The organism is Kitasatospora sp. NPDC059160 (assembly GCF_042755465.1).
Lineage (GTDB): Bacteria > Actinomycetota > Actinomycetes > Streptomycetales > Streptomycetaceae > Kitasatospora.
In genome coordinates this window covers 17,222-36,014 of sequence record NZ_JBHZCN010000074.1, presented here as the reverse complement: position 1 = coordinate 36,014, position 18,793 = coordinate 17,222, and the positions used below count along the sequence as shown (strand labels likewise).

The window sequence follows — 18,793 nt, the reverse complement described above, 5'->3', positions numbered from 1 at the left end:
TATTCCGACACATGTCCTAGTGAGTGTGAACTTACTGGAAATTCCTCCCGATACGGTGCCAGGATGCGCAGCGCAGGACTCACCGCAGGACGTAGCGCAGGGAGGCAGCACCATGCAGGGCGACCCGGAGGTCATCGAGTTCCTCAATGAGCAACTCACGGCCGAGCTCACCGCGATCAACCAGTACTTCCTGCACGCCAAGATGCAGGAGAACTTCGGCTGGACGAAGCTCGCCAAGTACACCCGGCACGAGTCGTTCGACGAGATGAAGCACGCCGAGACGCTCACCGACCGGATCCTGTTCCTGGAGGGGCTGCCCAACTACCAGCGGCTGTTCCACGTCCGGATCGGCCAGACGGTCAAGGAGATGTTCGAGGCGGACCGCCAGGTCGAGGTCGAGGCGATCGACCGGCTCAAGCGCGGGATCGTCGTGATGCGGGCCAAGAACGACGTCACCTCGGCGAACATCTTCGAGTCCATCCTGGCCGACGAGGAGCACCACATCGACTACCTGGACACCCAGCTGGAGCTCCTGGAGAAGCTCGGCGAGGCGCTCTACCTCGCCCAGCTGATCGAGCAGCCGGAGTCCTGAGCCCGACGCCCCGGGCTCGGGCGCGGGCGGCTCAGGCGACCCGCAGCGGGAGTACCGGGGCGACCGGCGCCATCGGCGCGACCGGGGACGGCTTCGCGGCGGCCGGCGCGGGCACGTCCTGGACCTCGGGGTCGGCGAGGCCGAGCTTCGCGGCCAGCCGGGCGGTCGGGCAGGGCCGGGCGCCGTGCTCGCCGAGCAGGGCCTGGATCCGGCGCACGCAGGACCCGCAGTCCGTGCCCGCCTTGCAGCCCTTGGCTATCTGGCGCGGGGTGTTGGCACCGCCGTCGATCGCCTTCTTCACCTGGTCCTCGGTGACCGCATGGCACATGCACACGTACATCGCGGTCTCTCCCGGGGTGAAGCGCCGGCTGGGGCACGGAGTGGATCTTGACTAAGGCTTGCCTTAGTTCACTAAGCCTCACCTTACCCGGCGATCCGGGTACGAAAAAGCCCCTCCGGGCTCGGGAATCCCGAATCCGGAGGGGCCTTCGTCACATCCGCGGGCACATCGGCCCTGGTCAGACCTACTGGCCGCGGTACATCTCCGCCACCAGGAACGCCAGGTCCAGCGACTGGCTGCGGTTGAGCCGCGGGTCGCAGGCCGTCTCGTACCGCTGGTGCAGGTCGTCCACCAGCACCTCGTCGCCGCCGCCGACGCACTCGGTGACGTCGTCGCCGGTCAGCTCCACGTGGATGCCGCCCGGGTGGGTGCCCAGCGCGCGGTGCACCTCGAAGAAGCCCTTGACCTCGTCCAGGACGTCGTCGAAGCGGCGGGTCTTGTGGCCGCTGGAGGCCTCGAAGGTGTTGCCGTGCATCGGGTCGCAGATCCACACCGGCTTGGCGCCGGAGGCGGTGACCTTCTCCACCAGGGTGGGCAGGTGGTCGCGGACCTTGCCCGCGCCCATCCGGGTGATGAAGGTCAGCCGGCCGGGCTCGCGCTCCGGGTCCAGCTTCTCGATCAGGGTGAGCGCCTCGTCCACCGAGGTGGTCGGGCCGAGCTTGACCCCGATCGGGTTGCGGATCTTGGAGGCGAACTCGATGTGCGCGTGGTCCAGCTGGCGGGTGCGCTCGCCGATCCACACCATGTGGCCGGAGACGTCGTACAGCTCGCCGGTGCGCGAGTCCACGCGGGTCAGCGCGGTCTCGTAGTCGAGCACCAGCGCCTCGTGCGAGGAGAAGAACTCGACGGTCTTGAACTCCTCCGGGGCCACCCCGCAGGCGTTCATGAACGCCAGGGCGTTGTCGATCTCCCGGGCGAGCTGCTCGTAGCGCTGGCCGGCCGGCGAGTTGCGCACGAAGTCCTGGTTCCAGGCGTGCACCTGGCGCAGGTCGGCGTAACCACCGGTGGTGAAGGCGCGCACCAGGTTCAGCGTCGCGGCGGACGCGTTGTACATCCGCTTGAGCCGCTCCGGGTCCGGGATCCGGGACTCGGGGGTGAACTCGAAGCCGTTCACCGAGTCGCCGCGGTAGACCGGCAGGGTCACGCCGTCGCGGGTCTCGGTCGACTTCGAGCGCGGCTTGGAGTACTGGCCGGCGATCCGGCCGACCTTCACGACCGGCACCGAGGCCGCGTACGTCAGCACGGCGGCCATCTGGAGCAGCGTCTTCAGCTTGTTGCGGATGTGCTCCGCCGACACGCCGTCGAAGGCCTCGGCGCAGTCTCCGCCCTGGAGGAGGAAGGCCTCCCCGCGTGCCACGGCGCCGAGCCGGGCGCGCAGCTGGTCGCACTCGCCGGCGAAGACGAGCGGCGGATAGGAGGCGAGCTCAGCAAGGGTCTTGCGCAGAGCCTCTTGGTCCGGCCATTCAGGCTGCTGCGCCGCGGGCAGGGACTGCCAGGAGTGGCCAGTCCTCGTTGTCTCAGTCGTAGCGGTCACACGGCAAGGCTACGGGGTGCCGCGAGCGTTCCGTGACCATTGCCCGATGGGTGAGACACGTCCCGGACATCTCACGTGAGCGGACTCACCCGCACGGCCCCGTCCGCTACGCTCGACCCATGCACGCGCCCCGCAACCACTCCTGGTGGTGGGCCTCCCCCCTGGGTGGCCCACCGATCGCGCGTTCCTAGACGAACACGACGGCCGCCCCTCGGGCGGCCGTCGTGCTTTTCGAGCAGACGGCCCTCCGGGAGCGGAACCCGCACCGCCCTCGCCCTCCACCCCGGAAGGAAGCCGTACTCGTGACCACCCCCGCCGAGCTGCTCGCCCGCCTCACCGCCCCCGGTGCCCCCGCCTTCGCCCTGCTGCACCGACGCACCCCCCGGCACGCCCCGGACACCGTCGAGGTGCTGCTGGGCACCGTCGACAGCTACCAGCGCCTGGCCGACCTGCCGGTCCGGACCGGCGTCCCCGCCGCCGGACCGGTCCACGACCTGCTCGCCCTGGTCCCGTACCGGCAGATCCGCGAGCGCGGCTTCGAGGCCCACGACGACGGCACCCCGCTGCAGGCCCTCGCGGTGACCGAGCAGTACGCCCTGCCGCTGGCCGCCTTCACCGCCGCCCTGCCGCAGGAGCCGGTCCGCCTGTCCGGCGGCGCCTTCGACGTGGACGACGAGGCGTACGCGGCGATCGTCCGCCGGGTGATCGACGACGAGATCGGCAACGGCGAGGGCGCCAACTTCGTGATCCGCCGCGACTTCCACGCCACCCTGGAGGACTTCGGGCCGGCCCTCGCCCTCGCGCTGTTCCGCCGGCTGCTGGAGCAGGAGCGCGGCGCGTACTGGACCTTCCTGGTGCACACCGGGGACCGGGTCCTGGTCGGCGCCTCCCCCGAGGTGCACGTCCGGCAGAGCGGCGGCACCGTCGTGATGAACCCGATCTCCGGCACCTACCGCTACCCGGCCGGCGGCTCCGACCTCGACTCGCTGCTGCGCTTCCTCCACGACCCCAAGGAGCTGGAGGAGCTCACCATGGTGGTCGACGAGGAGCTCAAGATGATGTGCACGGTCGGCAACCTCGGCGGCCAGGTGCTCGGCCCCCGGCTCAAGGAGATGTCCCACCTCGCCCACACCGAGTACGAGCTGCGCGGCCGCACCTCGATGGACGTCCGCGAGGTGCTGCGCGAGACGATGTTCGCCGCCACCGTCACCGGCAGCCCGGTGCAGAACGCCACCCGGGTGATCCGCCGCTACGAGCCCACCGGGCGCGGCTACTACTCCGGCGCGCTCGCCCTGATCGGGCGCTCCGCGAGCGGCGGGCAGCTGCTCGACTCGCCGATCTGCATCCGCACCGCCGACATCGACCCGGCCACCGGGCGGCTGGTCGTCCGGGTCGGCGCGACCCTGGTACGCCACTCCGTCCCCGCGTCCGAGGTCGCCGAGACCCACGCCAAGGCCGCCGGGGTGCTCACCGCGATCGGCGCCCGGCCCGCCCCCGCCCGGCGGCCGCACCCCGGCGGGCCCCGGCTCGCCGACGACCACCGGGTGCAGGCCGCACTGGACTCCCGCCGGGCCGGCCTCGCCCCGTTCTGGCTGCGGATGCAGGCGCCGTCCCGGGTCACCGAGGCCCTGCCGACCCTCGTCGTGGACGGCGAGGACACCTTCACCTCGATGCTCTCCCACCTGCTGACCTCGCTCGGCCACCAGGTCACCGTGGTCCGCTTCGACCGGCCGGGCCTGCGCGAACTGGTCGCGGCGCACCGCGGCCCGCTGGTGCTCGGCCCCGGCCCGGGCGACCCGGCGCTCGCCGACGACCCCAAGATGGCGGTGCTGCGCCCGGTCGTCGCGGACGCCCTGGCCGCCGTCCGCTCCGGCGCCCGGACGGCCCCGCTGCTCGCGGTCTGCCTCAGCCACCAGCTGCTCGCCGCCGAACTCGGGCTCGCCCTGGGCCGCAAGGCCGTCCCCTACCAGGGCGCCCAGGAGAGCATCGACCTGTTCGGCGACCAGCGGACGGTCGGCTTCTACAACACCTTCACGGCGCGCTGCTCGGAGGCCGACGCGGCCCGGCTCGCCGCCGAGGGCGTCGAGGTGGCCCGGGACGCCGCCACCGGCGACGTCCACGCGCTGCGCGGCCCCGGCTTCGCGGGCCTCCAGTTCCACCCGGAGTCGGTGCTCACCCGGGACGGCGTGGGCATCGTCGCCGCCCTGCTGCGGGAGGCCGCGGCCGTCCGGGGCTGAGCGGCCCCGGTCCGGTCCTCGAACTCCCCTCCGCGGGGCGGGAGTTCGAGGACCGGACCTACAGCTCCTCGTCCAGTCCCTGCTCGATCGCGTACCGGACCAGCTCCACCCGGTTGTGCAACTGCAGCTTGCCCAGGGTGTTCTGCACGTGGTTCTGCACCGTCCGGTGCGACAGCACCAGCCGGTCGGCGATCTGCCGGTACGACAGGCCCTTGGCCACCAGCCGCAGCACCTCGGTCTCCCGGGCGGTCAGCTGCGGGACGGCCGGCGCCGAGGACGGGGCCGGTTCGGCGGCCAGCCGGCGGAACTCGCCGAGCACCAGCCCGGCCAGGCCCGGCGTGAACACCGCGTCGCCGACGGCCGTACGGCGCACCGCGTCCAGCAGCTCCTCCCGCCCGGCCGACTTCACCAGGTACCCGGTCGCCCCGGACTTCACCGCCTCCAGCACGTCCTGGTGCTCGCCGCTCGCCGACAGCACCAGCACCCGGACCGCCGGGTCGTGCCCGACCACCTGGCGGCACACCTCGGCGCCGGACAGACCGGGCAGGTTGAGGTCCAGCACCACCACCTGCGGCGAGCAGGCCCGGGCGCGGCGCACCGCCTCCTCGCCGTCGCCCGCCGTGGCCACCACGTCCAGGCCGGACTCGGCCAGGTCGCGCGAGACGGCGTCCCGCCACATCGGGTGGTCGTCCACCACCATCACCCGGACCGGCCGGTCGGTGGACTGCGGCCCGGCGGCCGGCCGGTCGGTCATCGGTTGGTCGGTCATGGAGAGGCCTTCCTCGGAACGCGCAGTTCGACCTCGACGCCCTCCCCGGGCGCCGAGTACAGCTCGGCCGTGCCGCCGAGGTCCAGCACCCGGCCGCGGATGGACTGGGAGACGCCCAGCCGCCCGGCCCGCTCCGCCTCGCCGAGCCGGCCGGGGGCGTAGCCCGGGCCGTCGTCGCGGATGCTGACCGTGACGGCCTCCGGCTCGTCCTCCACCAGGATCCAGGCCCGGGCCGACTCCCCCGCGTGCTTGCGGACGTTGTCGACGGCCGCCCCGACCGCCGCGGCGAGCTCGCCCGCCGCCGGGCCGGGCAGCAGCACCGGGGTGCCGGGGGCGGAGAGGGTGATCCGCTCGTCGGCGTGGCCGCGTAGCAGTGCCGTCAGGTCGCGTGGCCCGGCCGGGTCGGCCGCTTCGGCCCGGTCCGCCTCCGGCAACCGCTGGGCCGGCAGCGGGCCGCCGGTCATCAGGGCCCGCAGCGCGCGCTCCTGCTCACCGGCGAGGCGGCCCAGCTCGGCGAAGTCGGTGGTGCCGCCGCCGGTACCTCCGCCGCCGCTCCCGCCCAGCTCGGCGCCCCGGCGCTGGACCAGCGCGAGCACCTGGAGCACACCGTCGTGGATGTCCCGGGAGAGCCGCTCGCGCTCCCGGGTGGCCGCCTCGACCTGCAGCGCCCGGGTGAGGGTGGCCTCGCTGGCGCGGGCCAGTTCGATCACGTACCCGATGGCGCAGCCGGCCACCAGCAGCAGCACGATGTTGTGGACGTTGTCGCCGGTCGGGCCGCCGTGGCCGAGGATGTTGGCCACCCCGATCACCGCGCCGGACGCCGCCGCCGGGCGCCAGCCGCCCTTGGCGGCGAAGCCGAGGACGGTGCCGGCCGCCCAGATGGTCGGCAGGGTGGGCGCGCCGTGGCTGATCCGGGCCGGGGCGTCGGTCATCCCGCTCATCACGATGCCGGTCACGGCCAGGGCGAGGTCGAAGCCGAGGACGTACCAGGTGCAGCGCTGCGGGTTGGCGAAGGCCCGGGTGCTGGCGAGCGTCCAGAGGATCAGCGCGCCGAAGTAGATCCAGCCCGCGACCGGGTGCAGGAAGTGCAGGTACGAGTTGAAGTACCGGAGCAGGGCGTAGCAGAGGGCCAGCACCCGGAAGTACGAGATCGCCTTCCACAGCGGCAGCTCGACGGACATGCCGCCCGCCGCCACCGCGCCGCCCACCGCGGCACCCGTTCTCGCGCCGTCCGCCATCTCCCGGCCCCTCCCCTGGACCCGACCGGGTCGGTCAGGCCGACCCGGTGCCGTTCTGCTCCTGCTGGTCCTGCTGCCCGGCCTCCGCCGCCTTCCCGGCCTCCGCCGCCTTCCCGGCCTCCGCCGCCTTCTCGGCTTCGGCGGCCTTCTCGGCCTCGGCCTTCTCCGCCTTGGCGGCGGCCCGGCGCTCGGCGTCGGCCTTCTTCTTCTCGTCGGCGATCTGCCGCTTGGCGGCGGTCGCGTAGATGTCCACGTACTCCTGGCCGGAGAGCCGCATGATCTCGTACATCACCTCGTCCGTCACCGAACGGAGGATGAAGCGGTCGTTCTCCATGCCGTGGTAGCGGGAGAAGTCCAGCGGGCGGCCGATTCGGATGCCCGGGCGGATGCCGAAGTTGGGCACCACCTGGCCGGGCGGCTGCACCTTCTCGGTGTCGATCATGGCGACCGGGATGACCGGGGCGCCGGTGGCCAGCGCGACCCGGGCCAGGCCGCCGACCTTGCCGCGGTACAGCTTGCCGTCGGGCGAGCGGGTGCCCTCGGGGTAGACGCCGAACAGCTCGCCGCGGTCCAGCACCGCGATGGCACTGCGGATCGCGGCCTCGCCGGCGCCGCGCACACCCGAGCGGTCCACCGGCAGCTGTCCGACGCCCTTGAAGAAGGCGGCGGTCAACCGGCCCTTGAGGCCCGGGGTGTTGAAGTACTCGGCCTTCGCGATGAAGGTCACCCTGCGCTTGATCAGCGCGGGGAAGAAGAACGAGTCCGAGAAGGAAAGGTGGTTGCTCGCGATGATCGCCGCACCTTCGGTGGGGATGTTCTCCTCACCCTCGATCCACGGCCGGAAGAAGATCCGAAGCAGTGGCGCGACGATCATCTTCATCAGTCGGTAGAACAACCCGGGCCTCCTGTTATGCGGACCGGTCGATCCTAATGCCCCGCGGCCACCCGCCGTGCCCGGGCCCGCCGTAGGGGGTGTACGTCCCGGCGCGGGGCGTGGGACGATGCGGATTCCTGCAGCTCCCCTCCCAGCGTCCCCTCCCCCAGCGCCACCCGCCCGCGAAGGAGTCCGCCATGCCGCTGCTGCCCGGTGCCGAACCGTACCGCCACCGCGGCGGACCGGTCGGGGTGCTGCTGTGCCACGGGTTCACCGGGTCCCCCCAGTCGCTGCGGCCGTGGGCCGAGGAACTGGCGGCGGCCGGGTTCACCGTCTCGCTCCCGTTGCTGCCGGGGCACGGGACCCGTTGGCAGGACATGCAGGTCACCCGGTGGGAGGACTGGTACGCGACGGTCGAGCGCGAGCTGCTGACCCTCGCCGAGGAGTGCGAGCAGGTGTTCGTCTGCGCGCTGTCGATGGGCGGCGCGCTGGCGCTGCGGCTGGCCGCGCTGCACGGCACGACGGTGTCCGGGCTGGTGCTGGTCAACCCGTCGGTGCGCTCGGACAACCCCGCCGGGGTACTGCTGCCGGTGCTGCGCCACCTCGTCCCGAGCGTCCCGGGGATCGCCAACGACATCCACAAGCCCGGCGCCCGGGAGCTCGGCTACGACCGGACGCCGCTGCACGCCGCCTGGTCGCTGAGCCGGCTGTGGCAGGAGGTCCAGCGGCGGCTGCCCGAGGTGACCCAGCCGGTGCTGCTCTTCCACAGCCCGCAGGACCACGTGGTCTCGCCGGCCAACTCGGAGCTGGTGCTGGCCCGGATATCCTCGACGGACGTGACGGAACGGCTGTGCCAGCGCAGTTTCCACGTCGCGACGCTGGACCACGACGCGGCGGAAATATTCGGGGCGAGCCTGGACTTCATCCGACGGCTGGCTCCCGCGCACGCGACGGGCGCCGACAGGGCCGAATCCGACGATCACCATGGCTGAAGGGCCGGAAGTGCACGAGAGCAGCACGGCGGGCGGCGGGGACGACAAGCCCCGCGAGGACGGCGCGCGGACGGACGGAGCGCGCACCGACGGTGTGCCGAAGGACGCCACCGCCCAGGGGGACGCCGCTGGCGGGGGGAACGCCACCGTCCACGGGGACGGCACGGTCCAGGGCGGCGGCGTCGCCGCGGGCGGCACGGAGGCCGACGGCGCCGCGCCGGGGCCCGCCGGGGAGGACACCACGGCAGCGGCGGAGTCCCGCCCGCGCCGCAGCGCCCCCGAACGCAGCCAGGCCGAGCAGGACGCGATCTTCGCGGCCCTGGTCGCCCAGTTCGACGACCCGGTGGACCTCACCAACCCCAACTGGCCCGAGGTCGAGAACCTCCGGGCGCAGAACGAGCTCAAGGGCGGCTACAAGGACGGCCACAAGGACGGCGCCGGCCCCAAGGCCGGCCAGAGCGACCCGGACGAGCTCTCGGACCTCGCCCCGCAGCCGCGCCCCCGCTCCGGCCGCCCCGTCCTCCCCGCCTCCACCTCGGGCCCGCGCGACTTCGAACTGGCCGAGGACACCGACGAGGGCCACTTCGTCCCGCCGGAGCCCCCGCCGCTGCCGGCCGCCGACGCCACCGCCAAGTTCGCCTGGCTGGCCGTGCTCGGCGGCCCGGCGCTGCTGCTGATCGACGCGGTGGTGTGGCGGGAGATCTCCGGCTGGCCCGCCTGGGTCGGGGTCACCGCCTTCCTCGGCGGCTTCGTCACCCTGGTCGCCCGGATGAAGGACCGCGACGAGGACGAGCCGGAGGACCCGGACCACGGCGCCGTCGTCTAGGGCCTGTCCGGCGGATCTTGGCAGATCAGCGCGCGGCGTTGGGCGCCCGGCTGGGCGTGCGCCCGAGTCGGCCTCGTACTGGACGTACTTGGGCGATTCGGGCGTGCGTCCAGGCGGGATGCCCGGCGTCGCGCGCCTGGCAAGATCCGCCGGACAGGCCCTAGCCCTGGCCCGGTCCGGCTGTCCGGGCCTGACCCGGTCGTCCGGGCCCGGTCCGTTCGTCCGGGCCCGGTCCTCGGGACGCGCCTCAGGGCGCCGGGAACTCCAGCACGGCCAGCACCGGCAGGTGGTCGGTCGCGGCCCGCAGGTCGGCCCCGGTGACCCCGGGCAGCCCGTGCGGCACCCCGCAGCCGAGGACGGTGATCCCGGGCGTGGCGAAGACGGCGTCGATCCGCTGGTAGGGGTTCTCCGGGACGGACGTGAACTCGCCGCCCCAGGGCGCGGTCGGGTACCCGTCCCACATCCGGGAGGCCAGCAGCTGCCAGCCCGGCCCGTCCGGGTGCTCGTTGAAGTCCCCTGCCACGACGCCGTGTTCGGTGATCGCCAGCTGGTCGAGGAGCAGCTCGAACTGCCCGCACCGCTCCTGCGGGTCCAGGCTGAGGTGGCAGCTGGTGACGGTGAAGGGCGCGCTGCCGGGCAGCCGCAGCAGTGCGGTGGCGAAGCCGCGCGCGTGCAGGCCGCGGGTCTTGGGCAGCAGCCGGTCGTGCACGCCCAGCACCTCGACGGCGCCGGGCCGGCCGAGCAGCAGCGGTCCGGCGGCGGTGCGGCCGCCCCCGGCCAGGACGACCGTTCCGGTGTCCCGGGCCAGCCGGGCGGCCTGGCCCTCCGGGCGCCAGTAGCGCGGTGACTCCTGGACGCAGACCAGGTCGGGCGCGCAGGCCCGGATCACCCGCGCCAGCGCCCGCCGGTCGTCGCGCAGCGAACGGATGTTGTAGCTGAGCAGGCGCAGTCGGCGCGGGCCGCCCGGCGGCGGCTCGACGGGTGCGGCGGTCATGGTCCTCCCCTGGTGCGGTGTCCTGGGAAGGACGGTAGTGCGACGGCGGCGGCGCGTCCGGGATTGGTCGGGGCCCGGTCGCACCGCCGCCGGCGGGTCACGACGACTGCTGGGGATCGGTCAGGTGCGGGCGAGGTCCGCCGCGCCGACGATGCCGGCCGCGGAGCCCATGGAGGCCAGCACGACCTCGGCGCGGGGGCGGTGCACCCCGCCGGTCAGGTAGTGCTCGAAGGCCTTGGCGACCGGGTCGAGCAGCAGCCGGCCGGAGTCGGAGACACCGCCGCCGAGGACGAACACGCCCGGGTCGAACAGCGCGGCGAGGTCGGCCATGCCGCGGCCCAGCCAGTCGGCCAGCTCGGCGTAGCACTCCAGGGCGAGCGGGTCGCCCTCCTCGGCCGCCTCGGTGATGTGGATGCCGCGGATGGTCTCGGCGACGCCGTCGTTGAGGTCCAGCATCCGCTGGCCGCGCACCGGGTCGGCCGCGGCCTTCTCCCGGCCGTAGCGGCGCAGCGCGCGCCCGGAGCCGTACTGCTCCCAGCAGCCCTTGCCGCCGCAGCCGCACTGGAGGCCGTCCGGGACCATGTTGAGGTGGCCGATCTCGCCGGCCACGCCGAAGCGGCCGCGGTGCAGCCGCCCGTCGAGCACGATGCCGCCGCCGATGCCGGTGCCGACGGTGATCAGCACCATGTCCTGGTGCTCGGCGGCCGCGCCGAAGCGGAACTCGGCCCAGGCGGCGCAGTTGGCGTCGTTCTCGACCACCGCGGACAGGCCGGTGAGTTCCTCGATCCGGCCGCGCAGCGGCTCGTTCTCCCAGTCGATGTTGGGCGCGAAGATCACCGTGGAGCGGTTGCTGTCGACGAAGCCGGGGGCTCCGACGCCGACGGCGGTGACACCGGGGTGCTGCTCCTTGAGCTCGCGCACGGCCTGCGCGATGGCGTCGACGGCCCACTGGGGGTCGGCCGGGGTGGGCACCCGGGTCCGCGCCAGGATCGCACCCGCCTCGTCGACCACGCCTGCCGCGATCTTGGTCCCGCCGACATCGACGCCGATGGTCAGAGCCATGTGTCCCTCAGCTATTCACTCGTTCCCGCTGGACGGAACGGTACCGCCCAACCCTGCCCCCGTACACAGCCTCGCATACATTATCCGAAGACAATTCTGGGACAGCCCGGCCGCGATGCTTCAAAAGTCGTATCGATTTTCCTTCTTCGTGACGTACGAGAGCAGCCTGGTCACACTGCGGAATTCACGGATTCACTGCTTGGCGGACGGCCCGTCAGCCCCGTCGGCGCCCTCGGCCCGGCCGGGTGCGTCGAGGTCGATCTTCTCCACCGGCGCCCCCTCCCCGGCCGTCCAGCGCTGCTCGTGCCCGGCCACCGCGGCGCGGTAGGCGGCCAGCAGCTCGGCGCCGGCGGCGGCCAGCCCGGAGCCGGCCGCGGCGAGGTGGGAGTAGACCTCCGGCTGCTGGGTGCGCAGGCGGTCGGCCAGCCCGGAGAGGGTGATCAGGGTGGTGGCACTCGTCTCCTGCGCCTTCTCGCCGACGGCGGTGGCGAACCGGCGCACCTCGTCCACCAGCGGGCCCAGCTCCGGTCCGAACGGGTGGGACGGCCCGCTCCCCTGCTCCGTGCCGGGCTCGGTACGGTCGTCGGTGCTGGTCATCGCGGGCGCCTCCTCAGCCGTGGCCGCACCCCGCGGCCCCGTTCGGGCCGACGCTACCCGACCGGCCGGGCCGCGAGGAAAGGCCGGAAGGCCCGTCAGCCCTGCGGCCAGAGCGACGGGTCGGGTGCGAACCGCACCGACAGCACGCCCTCGTGCAGCCCCGCCCCGGCGACCGTGCAGCGGCGCAGCGCGGCGGGCAGCGGGAGCACCCGGCGGTGGGCGCCGAGGCCGACCACCAGGTCGTCGCCCCGGCGGACCAGGTCCAGCCCGGCGCGGTCGGCGCCGGGCAGGTCGAGGTGCCAGACCAGCAGGCCGTCCTCGGCAAGCCGGTCCTCGACCGGCCAGGGCTGCGGTTCGAGCCGCTCGGGGCCGGGGCCGTCCCCGTACAGCCGGTCGGCGACGGCCTCCAGGGTGCCCTCGGCCAGGCCGGTGACCAGCACCGGGGCGTCGGTCTCGGCGGCGAGCCGGTCCAGCTCCTCCTGGCGGCGGCGGGCCAGCTCGGCCAGCCAGGGGTCGGGCGAGGCGAGGGCGGCGGGCGGCAGCGCGCCGTGCACCACGACGGCGTCCGGCCGGTGGCCGTACAGCGCGAGCCCGGCCCGGACCCGGCCCAGCTGCTCGTACGGGTGGCCGTCGGCGGAGACGACCAGGCGCACGCTGGTGCCCGGGTCGCTGATCGCGGCGCGGGACTCGGCGAGCACCGCGGCGGCCTTGGTGCGCCCCTCGTACAGCCACTCGGCGGGCATCGGGACGCCGGCCAGCCCGGCCAGCAGCGGGCGCAGCGCGCGGGCGGCCTGCCGCTGCTCGGGGACCAGCCGCTCCAGGTAGCGGGTGAGCTGCTCGGGCAGGGCGAGGGTGGCGATCAGCTCGGCGGGTGCCGGGGCGAGCACCACCAGGACGTCCTGGTCGGCGGCGGGCAGCGCGCGCAGCAGGGCGAGCCGGGCGATGCCGGGGAGGGCGGTCAGCTCCTCGGGGTCGAGCTGTTCGGCGCCGAGCAGGTCGAGGGCGGGCTTGAGCCGGCCGGTGAGCTCGCCGACGGCGTAGCGGAAGGCGGCCTGCTCGTCGATCCGGGAGACCGTCAGGCCCGGCGCGTAGCGGAGCGGTTCCGGCTCCAGCCGGGTGCCGAGCGCGGAGTCCAGGGCGCGGTGCGGGTCGTCGGCGGCCAGCAGCCAGGTGCGGTGGCCGCGCCGGGCGGCGTGCAGGGCGGTGGCGGCGGCCACCGCGGGCGCGCCCGCGTCGCCGCTGACCAGGATGGTGCGTGTCGCCGTCATGCCGTCAGCCCCCGTTCCGCCGTGCCCGGGCCCGTCAGCCCTCGACGCGCTTCTTCAGGCCGGCCAGGGCGCGGTCGATGATGACCTTCTCGGCCTTGCGCTTGATCATGCCGAGCATCGGGATCTTGACGTCCACGGCGAGCTGGTAGGTGGCCTCGGTGCGGCCGCCGGACAGCGGGGCGAGGGTGTACGAGCCGTCCAGCGAGCGGAGCATCTGGCTGCGGACGAGGGTCCAGCCGACCTCGCGGTCGCCGTCCCAGGTGTAGGCGAGGGTGTGCTCGTCGCGGATGGCGCCGGCGTCGAGCAGCAGCCGGACCTGCGCGGCGCGGCCGTCCTCTCCGCTCTCCAGGACCTCGATCTCCTTGACCTCTCCGGTCCAGGCCGGGTAGGCGGCGAAGTCCGCGATCACGGCCATGACCGCGGCCGGGGTCGCGTCGATGATGATGCTCGACCTGGTGTGCTCCGCCATGGAAAGGCCCTCCGCCTCGTCCTTCTGCCTGCCCGGTCCGGTCGGGGCACGCTCGGCCCGATCCGCCCGGAGCAGGCTATCGCGACCGGCGATCTCCTCGGCGGCACGGGCACCGGCGGAGGCGGGCGGGGCGTCGGCGGCGGCCGGGGCGGGCCCGTCGGCGGGACGGCCACCGGGGACGGCCACCGGGACGGCCGGCAGGGCATGCTACCGGCCGGTCACCTGTGGGCTGTCGTAGGGTGCCAGTCGAACGACCCGGTCACGGCCTGGTCCGACCCGGCCGGGTGTGACACTTCGAACACCGGGGCCGACCCCCCTGGTCGAAGCTGCCTACCGGGCAGTAACGTCCTGCCGTCCCGCAGCGTCGCGAACGAGGAGCAGTCTTGCTCGACTTCAGCCTTCCGGCCCTCTACCAGGTACCGAGCGGCGGTAACCTCGCCGACCCTGTGCACCGGAACGCCGAGGAGCACCCGGACGTCGCGGTGCTCAGCCGGAAGGTGGACGGCCGCTGGCAGGAGTTGACCTCGGTCCAGTTCCTCGCCGAGGTGCACGCCGCCGCGAAGGGCCTGATCGCCACGGGCATCGAGCCCGGCGACCGGGTGGGCGTCATGTCCCGCACCCGGTACGAGTGGACGCTGCTGGACTTCGCGATCTGGACGGCCGGCGCGATCACCGTGCCGGTCTACGAGACCTCCTCGGCCGAGCAGGTCGAGTGGATCCTCGGCGACTCCGGCGCCGTCGCCCTCGTCACCGAGACCGACCAGCACGTCAAGGTGGTCGCCGAGGTCCGCGACCGGCTGCCGGAGCTGAAGCACACCTGGCAGATCGAGGGCGGCGCGCTCGCCGCGCTGGCCGAGGCCGGCCGGGGCGTCCCGGACGCGACCGTCCAGGAGCGCCGGGCGATCGCCGGCCCCGACGACATCGCCACCATCGTCTACACCTCGGGCACCACCGGCCGTCCGAAGGGCTGCCAGCTGACCCACGGCAACTTCCTCGCCGAGTGCGGCAACGTGGTCGAGCGCCTGGCCCCGCTGTTCCGCACCGGCGAGAGCTCCGTGCTGCTCTTCCTGCCGCTGGCCCACGTGCTCGCCCGGATCGCCGAGATCGCCCCGGTGATGGCCCCGATCAAGCTGGGCCACGTCTCGGACATCAGGGACGTCACCGCCGAGCTGGCGTCGTTCCGGCCGACCCTGATCCTGGGCGTGCCCAGGGTGTTCGAGAAGGTCTACAACACCGCCCGTGCCAAGGCCCAGGCCGACGGCAAGGGCAAGATCTTCGACAAGGCCGCGGAGACCGCGATCGCCTACAGCCGGGCGCTGGACGCCGGCGGCGCCGGCCTGGTGCTGCGGCTCAAGCACGCCGTCTTCGACAAGCTGGTCTACAGCAAGCTGCGGGCCGCCCTCGGCGGCCGGGCCACCCATGCGATCTCCGGCGGCGCCCCGCTCGGCGAGCGGCTCGGCCACTTCTACCGGGGCATCGGCTTCACCGTCCTGGAGGGCTACGGCCTGACCGAGACCTGCGCGGCCACCGCCTTCAACCCGTGGGACAAGCCGAAGATCGGTACGGTCGGCCAGCCGGTCCCCGGCGCCTCGGTCCGGATCGCCGAGGACGGCGAGGTCTACTTCAAGGGCCCGCACGTCTTCACCGGCTACTGGAACAACCCCCAGGCCACCGCCGACACCCTCAAGGACGGCTGGATCGCCACCGGCGACCTCGGCGCGCTGGACTCCGAGGGCTACCTGACCATCACCGGCCGCAAGAAGGAGATCATCGTCACCGCGGGCGGCAAGAACGTCGCCCCGGCCGTGATCGAGGACCGCATCCGGGCCCACGCCCTGGTCGGCGAGGTCATGGTGGTCGGCGACCGCAAGCCCTTCATCGCCTGCCTGGTCACCGTCGACCCGGACTTCTTCCCGAAGTGGAAGGAGCTCAACGGCAAGCCCGCCACCGCCACGGTCGCCGAGCTCGCCGAGGACCCGGACCTGCTGGCCGCCCTGCAGTCCGCCGTGGACGACGGCAACGCGGCCGTCTCGCACGCCGAGGCGGTCAAGAAGTTCCGCCTGCTGGACACCGAGTTCTCCGAGGAGAGCGGCCACCTGACGCCCTCGCTCAAGCTCAAGCGCAACGTGGTGCTCAAGGACTACGCCGCCGAGATCGAGGCGCTGTACCGGAAGTAGGGCCGCGCCGGCGGCAGTACGGGTACGCCGAAGGGCCCCGGGGACTCCCCGGGGCCCTTCGCGGCGTCGTACCTTCGTACCCGCGGACTGCCGTACCGGGCGTCAGCCCGCCAGCAGCGAGGTCAGCCGCCCGGCCAGCAGGTCCCAGCGCCAGGAGCGCTCCACCCAGCGCCGGCCGGCCTCGCCCATCCGACGGCGCAGCTCCTCGTCCCGCAGCAGCCGGACGATCCGCTCGGCCGAGGCCTCGGCCGAGCCGCCCGGCACCACGTACCCGGTCTCGCCCTCCAGCACCGCGTCCGGCGCCCCGCCGGAGTCCCCCGCGACCACCGGCAGCCCGGTCGCCGAGGCCTCCAGGTAGACGATCCCCAGGCCCTCCACGTCCAGCCCCCCGCGCCGGGTCCGGCACGGCATCGCGAAGACGTCCCCGGCCCCGTAGTGGGCGGGCAGCTCGGCCCACGGCACCGAGCCGGTGAAGCGCACCGAGTCCCGGACCCCCTCGGCATCCACCGACTTCTCCAGGTCCGCCCGGTACGGCCCGCCGCCGACGATCAGCAGCACCGCGTCCGGCACGTCGCGCAGGATCAGCGGCATCGCCTCGATCAGGGTGTCCTGGCCCTTGCGCGGCACCAGCCGGGAGACGCAGACCACCACCGGCCGGTCCGCCAGCCCCAGCCGCCGGCGCACCTCGGCGCCCCCGGAACCGGGGTGGAAGGTCGTCTCGTCCACGCCCGGCGGCAGCTGCACCATCCGGGCCGCGGCCCGCGGCCCGACCGCGGCGGCGATCCGCGAGCGGGTGTACTCGCCCAGGTAGGTCAGCACGTCGGTGCCCGCGCCGATCCGCCGCAGCAGCTGCCGGGAGCCCGGCAGCTGGGCCCAGGCGGCCTCGTGCCCGTGGGTCATGCCGAGCAGCCGCCCGGCCCCGGCCCGGCGCAGCGCGGGCGCCATCAGGCCCAGCGGGGCGGCCGCCCCGAACCAGACCGAGTCGCACTTCTCGGCGCGCAGGATCTCGGCGGCCCGCCGGGTGACCCGGGGTGTGGGAACCATCACCTTCGTGCGGTCCCGGATCACCGGGAACGGCTGCTCGGCGTCGAAGGCGCGCACCTCGGTGCCGTCCCGCCAGGTCGAGGCGTACACCACGACGCTCCCTGCGGGCTGACGGACGGCCATGTTGTGCACGAAGGCCTGGATGCCTCCCGGGCGGGGCGGGAAGTCATTGGTGACGATCAAGGTTCTGTGCATCAGGCCACGGCTCGCTCGGTCGGGGGGTGCTCGGTGTACCGCTGGGTGATCCGTACGATAGGTCAACACCATGACCCGCCGGGAACGGAACCGCGCACGGCAACCGTTTGACCCCCGGGTCAGTCCTAGTACCTAGGCCGCGGATGCGGCGGCCCGGGCGTCCGTCCGTACGACGCCTCCGGTGAGGACGTCGAGACGAACGAGGGAGCGCAGTGGAGTTGGCCCCGGCCACCGAGTCCGGTACTTCGCGCGGCCGCCTCGGCCGCCCGCTCGGGGCGCTCGCCGCCCTCGGGGCGACCTGGGTGGCCACCCGCACCGTACTGGTGCTGCTGATGACCGGGGTGCTGAAGGCTCCCGGCGGCGACGTCACCGCCGACGTCTGGATGATCTACCACGCCTGGTACGGCGTGCTGCAGACCGGCACCTTCCCGTTCGACGACGTCACCTGGCAGTACCCGCCCGGCGCCGCCCTGGTGATCCTGCTGCCGGGCCTGCTGCCCTGGTCGTACCTGACCTCGTTCTGGGTGATCTGCGGGATCGCCGACGCCGCCGCGGCCGCGCTGCTGATCCGCACCGGGCTGCGCCGGGGCCGGGCGCTGACCGGCGCCTGGCTGTGGGTGGTCGCCGTACCGCTGCTCGGCCCGATGATCTACAACCGCTTCGACCTGCTGGTCACCGCGCTCGCCTTGGCCGGCCTGCTGGCGCTGATCCGCCGCCCGGCGATCGGCGGGCTGCTGCTGGGCCTGGGCGGCATCGTCAAGATCTGGCCGCTGCTGGGCCTGATCGGCACCCCGTCCGGCCGCCGTACCCGCCGTTCCTGGACGCTGGCCGCCGCCACGGCGGTCTCGGTCGGCTTCCTGCTGGCGGCCGGGATGAACGGCGCCTTCGGCTTCCTGGCCTTCCAGGGGGCCCGCGGCATCGAGGTCGAGTCGGTGGGCGCGCTGCCGCTGCACATCGCCCGGCTGGCCGGGGGCTGGGACGGCAAGGTCACCATGAACTACGGCTCCCCCGAGATGCTCGGGCCGTGGGTCAGCGTGATCAGCAAGGTGATGATGGCCGGCACCGTGCTGGGCTTCCTCTGGCTGCTGCTGTGGCGCTTCACCGCCCGTCGGCGCAACGCCGCCACCATGTACGACGCGGCGCTCTGCGCGCTGCTGATCTTCGTGGTGACCAGCCGGGTGATCAGCCCGCAGTACCTGGTCTGGCTGGTCGGCGTCGCGGCGGTCTGCCTGACCGTGCGCGGCACCAGCCAGCGGCCGGTGGCGCTGCTGATCCTGCTCGCCTGCCCGCTCACCCTGCTCGAGTTCCCGACCTTGTTCACCCAGGTCCTGAACAGCGAACCGCTCGCGGTCGCCGTGCTGGGCCTGCGCAACCTGCTGCTGCTGACCGCCGCCGTGCTCTCCGGCATCCGGCTCTGGCGCTCCACTCGCGCCTCGACGGCCCTGGCGCCCACCGTGGTCCTGGCCGAGCCCCCGGCCCTGCCGGCTTCCTCCGGGTACCCGGTCCGCCCGGGCATCGCCTACGAGCAGGACCTGCTGGACGGCATCGACCACCCGGCCGGGCGGTAAGCGGCAGGGGGCCTTCG

17 protein-coding genes are annotated in these 18,793 nt (G+C 73.6%); 6 read left to right on the top strand and 11 right to left on the bottom strand.

What is annotated here, in order from left to right; genetic code table 11:
* Positions 1-112 precede the first annotated feature (112 nt).
* Positions 113-592 carry a bacterioferritin gene (gene bfr, locus ACFXOZ_RS28280; RefSeq protein WP_375893260.1) on the top strand — a complete coding sequence of 160 codons (480 nt, stop codon included), beginning with the start codon at positions 113-115 and terminating at the stop codon, positions 590-592.
* A 31-nt stretch (positions 593-623) separates the two neighbouring features.
* On the opposite strand, the gene ACFXOZ_RS28275 is transcribed toward bfr, so the two are convergent.
* Positions 624-932, bottom strand: coding sequence for a bacterioferritin-associated ferredoxin (locus ACFXOZ_RS28275; protein WP_375893262.1), 309 nt, complete (start codon positions 930-932; stop codon positions 624-626).
* 184 nt (positions 933-1,116) lie between these two features.
* Positions 1,117-2,466, bottom strand: coding sequence for a class II 3-deoxy-7-phosphoheptulonate synthase (locus tag ACFXOZ_RS28270; protein WP_375893264.1), 1,350 nt, complete (start codon positions 2,464-2,466; stop codon positions 1,117-1,119).
* A 302-nt stretch (positions 2,467-2,768) separates the two neighbouring features.
* Between ACFXOZ_RS28270 and ACFXOZ_RS28265 the strand changes: the two genes are divergently transcribed.
* Positions 2,769-4,703: an anthranilate synthase family protein gene (locus ACFXOZ_RS28265; RefSeq protein ID WP_380593192.1), complete on the top strand. Its 1,935-nt coding sequence runs from the start codon at positions 2,769-2,771 to the stop codon at positions 4,701-4,703.
* 58 nt (positions 4,704-4,761) lie between these two features.
* Here the strand turns inward: ACFXOZ_RS28265 and ACFXOZ_RS28260 are convergent, their stop codons facing one another.
* From ACFXOZ_RS28260 to ACFXOZ_RS28250, 3 genes are read right to left on the bottom strand one after another with little or no spacing between them, the layout of a single operon-like run.
* A complete protein-coding gene (locus ACFXOZ_RS28260; protein WP_375893267.1) occupies positions 4,762-5,472 on the bottom strand; it encodes a response regulator in 711 nt (236 codons plus the stop codon).
* Positions 5,469-6,710: a MacS family sensor histidine kinase gene (macS, locus tag ACFXOZ_RS28255; RefSeq protein WP_375893269.1), complete on the bottom strand. Its 1,242-nt coding sequence runs from the start codon at positions 6,708-6,710 to the stop codon at positions 5,469-5,471. Before macS ends, ACFXOZ_RS28260 begins: the two co-directional genes overlap by 4 nt.
* 34 nt (positions 6,711-6,744) lie before the next feature.
* Positions 6,745-7,605 carry a lysophospholipid acyltransferase family protein gene (locus ACFXOZ_RS28250; RefSeq protein WP_380593191.1) on the bottom strand — a complete coding sequence of 287 codons (861 nt, stop codon included), beginning with the start codon at positions 7,603-7,605 and terminating at the stop codon, positions 6,745-6,747.
* Positions 7,606-7,781: 176 nt separating this feature from the next.
* Here ACFXOZ_RS28250 and ACFXOZ_RS28245 point away from each other — a divergent pair, with 176 nt between their 5' ends.
* Entirely contained in the window at positions 7,782-8,576 is a 795-nt protein-coding gene (locus tag ACFXOZ_RS28245) for an alpha/beta hydrolase (protein WP_380593190.1), read from the top strand.
* A gap of 10 nt (positions 8,577-8,586) precedes the next feature.
* Positions 8,587-9,402 (top strand): hypothetical protein, encoded by an 816-nt coding sequence (locus ACFXOZ_RS28240; protein ID WP_380530347.1) that lies wholly within the window; start codon positions 8,587-8,589, stop codon positions 9,400-9,402.
* A 247-nt stretch (positions 9,403-9,649) separates the two neighbouring features.
* Here ACFXOZ_RS28240 and ACFXOZ_RS28235 read toward each other — a convergent pair whose 3' ends face one another.
* From ACFXOZ_RS28235 to ACFXOZ_RS28215, 5 genes are all read right to left on the bottom strand, one after another.
* Positions 9,650-10,396, bottom strand: coding sequence for an endonuclease/exonuclease/phosphatase family protein (locus tag ACFXOZ_RS28235; protein ID WP_380529857.1), 747 nt, complete (start codon positions 10,394-10,396; stop codon positions 9,650-9,652).
* 120 nt (positions 10,397-10,516) lie between these two features.
* Positions 10,517-11,458: an ROK family glucokinase gene (locus ACFXOZ_RS28230; protein ID WP_375893276.1), complete on the bottom strand. Its 942-nt coding sequence runs from the start codon at positions 11,456-11,458 to the stop codon at positions 10,517-10,519.
* Positions 11,459-11,650: 192 nt separating this feature from the next.
* Positions 11,651-12,055 carry a DUF5304 family protein gene (locus ACFXOZ_RS28225; protein ID WP_375893278.1) on the bottom strand — a complete coding sequence of 135 codons (405 nt, stop codon included), beginning with the start codon at positions 12,053-12,055 and terminating at the stop codon, positions 11,651-11,653.
* A 95-nt stretch (positions 12,056-12,150) separates the two neighbouring features.
* Complete coding sequence (locus ACFXOZ_RS28220) at positions 12,151-13,323, bottom strand: ArsA family ATPase (protein WP_380593189.1); 1,173 nt, start codon at positions 13,321-13,323, stop codon at positions 12,151-12,153.
* Between the two features lie 34 nt (positions 13,324-13,357).
* A complete protein-coding gene (locus ACFXOZ_RS28215) occupies positions 13,358-13,792 on the bottom strand; it encodes an SRPBCC family protein (protein ID WP_375893282.1) in 435 nt (144 codons plus the stop codon).
* 383 nt (positions 13,793-14,175) lie between these two features.
* Here ACFXOZ_RS28215 and ACFXOZ_RS28210 point away from each other — a divergent pair, with 383 nt between their 5' ends.
* On the top strand, positions 14,176-15,969 hold the full coding sequence (locus tag ACFXOZ_RS28210) for an AMP-dependent synthetase/ligase (RefSeq protein WP_380593188.1): 1,794 nt from the start codon (positions 14,176-14,178) through the stop codon (positions 15,967-15,969).
* A 102-nt stretch (positions 15,970-16,071) separates the two neighbouring features.
* Here ACFXOZ_RS28210 and ACFXOZ_RS28205 read toward each other — a convergent pair whose 3' ends face one another.
* A complete protein-coding gene (locus ACFXOZ_RS28205; protein WP_380529852.1) occupies positions 16,072-17,208 on the bottom strand; it encodes a glycosyltransferase family 4 protein in 1,137 nt (378 codons plus the stop codon).
* A 212-nt stretch (positions 17,209-17,420) separates the two neighbouring features.
* On the opposite strand from ACFXOZ_RS28205, the gene ACFXOZ_RS28200 reads away from it, so the two are divergent.
* A complete protein-coding gene (locus tag ACFXOZ_RS28200; RefSeq protein WP_380529850.1) occupies positions 17,421-18,776 on the top strand; it encodes a glycosyltransferase 87 family protein in 1,356 nt (451 codons plus the stop codon).
* The last annotated feature ends 17 nt before the right edge of the window (positions 18,777-18,793 follow it).

What these genes read in the sequence shown, in the direction of transcription:
- bfr (WP_375893260.1), top strand. Translation starts at nt 113, where the DNA reads ATGCAGGGCGACCCGGAGGTCATCGAGTTCCTCAATGAGCAACTCACG.
- ACFXOZ_RS28275 (WP_375893262.1), bottom strand. Translation starts at nt 932, where the DNA reads ATGTACGTGTGCATGTGCCATGCGGTCACCGAGGACCAGGTGAAGAAG.
- ACFXOZ_RS28260 (WP_375893267.1), bottom strand. Translation starts at nt 5,472, where the DNA reads ATGACCGACCAACCGATGACCGACCGGCCGGCCGCCGGGCCGCAGTCC.
- macS (WP_375893269.1), bottom strand. Translation starts at nt 6,710, where the DNA reads ATGGCGGACGGCGCGAGAACGGGTGCCGCGGTGGGCGGCGCGGTGGCG.
- ACFXOZ_RS28245 (WP_380593190.1), top strand. Translation starts at nt 7,782, where the DNA reads ATGCCGCTGCTGCCCGGTGCCGAACCGTACCGCCACCGCGGCGGACCG.
- ACFXOZ_RS28235 (WP_380529857.1), bottom strand. Translation starts at nt 10,396, where the DNA reads ATGACCGCCGCACCCGTCGAGCCGCCGCCGGGCGGCCCGCGCCGACTG.
- ACFXOZ_RS28230 (WP_375893276.1), bottom strand. Translation starts at nt 11,458, where the DNA reads ATGGCTCTGACCATCGGCGTCGATGTCGGCGGGACCAAGATCGCGGCA.
- ACFXOZ_RS28225 (WP_375893278.1), bottom strand. Translation starts at nt 12,055, where the DNA reads ATGACCAGCACCGACGACCGTACCGAGCCCGGCACGGAGCAGGGGAGC.
- ACFXOZ_RS28220 (WP_380593189.1), bottom strand. Translation starts at nt 13,323, where the DNA reads ATGACGGCGACACGCACCATCCTGGTCAGCGGCGACGCGGGCGCGCCC.
- ACFXOZ_RS28215 (WP_375893282.1), bottom strand. Translation starts at nt 13,792, where the DNA reads ATGGCGGAGCACACCAGGTCGAGCATCATCATCGACGCGACCCCGGCC.
- ACFXOZ_RS28205 (WP_380529852.1), bottom strand. Translation starts at nt 17,208, where the DNA reads ATGCACAGAACCTTGATCGTCACCAATGACTTCCCGCCCCGCCCGGGA.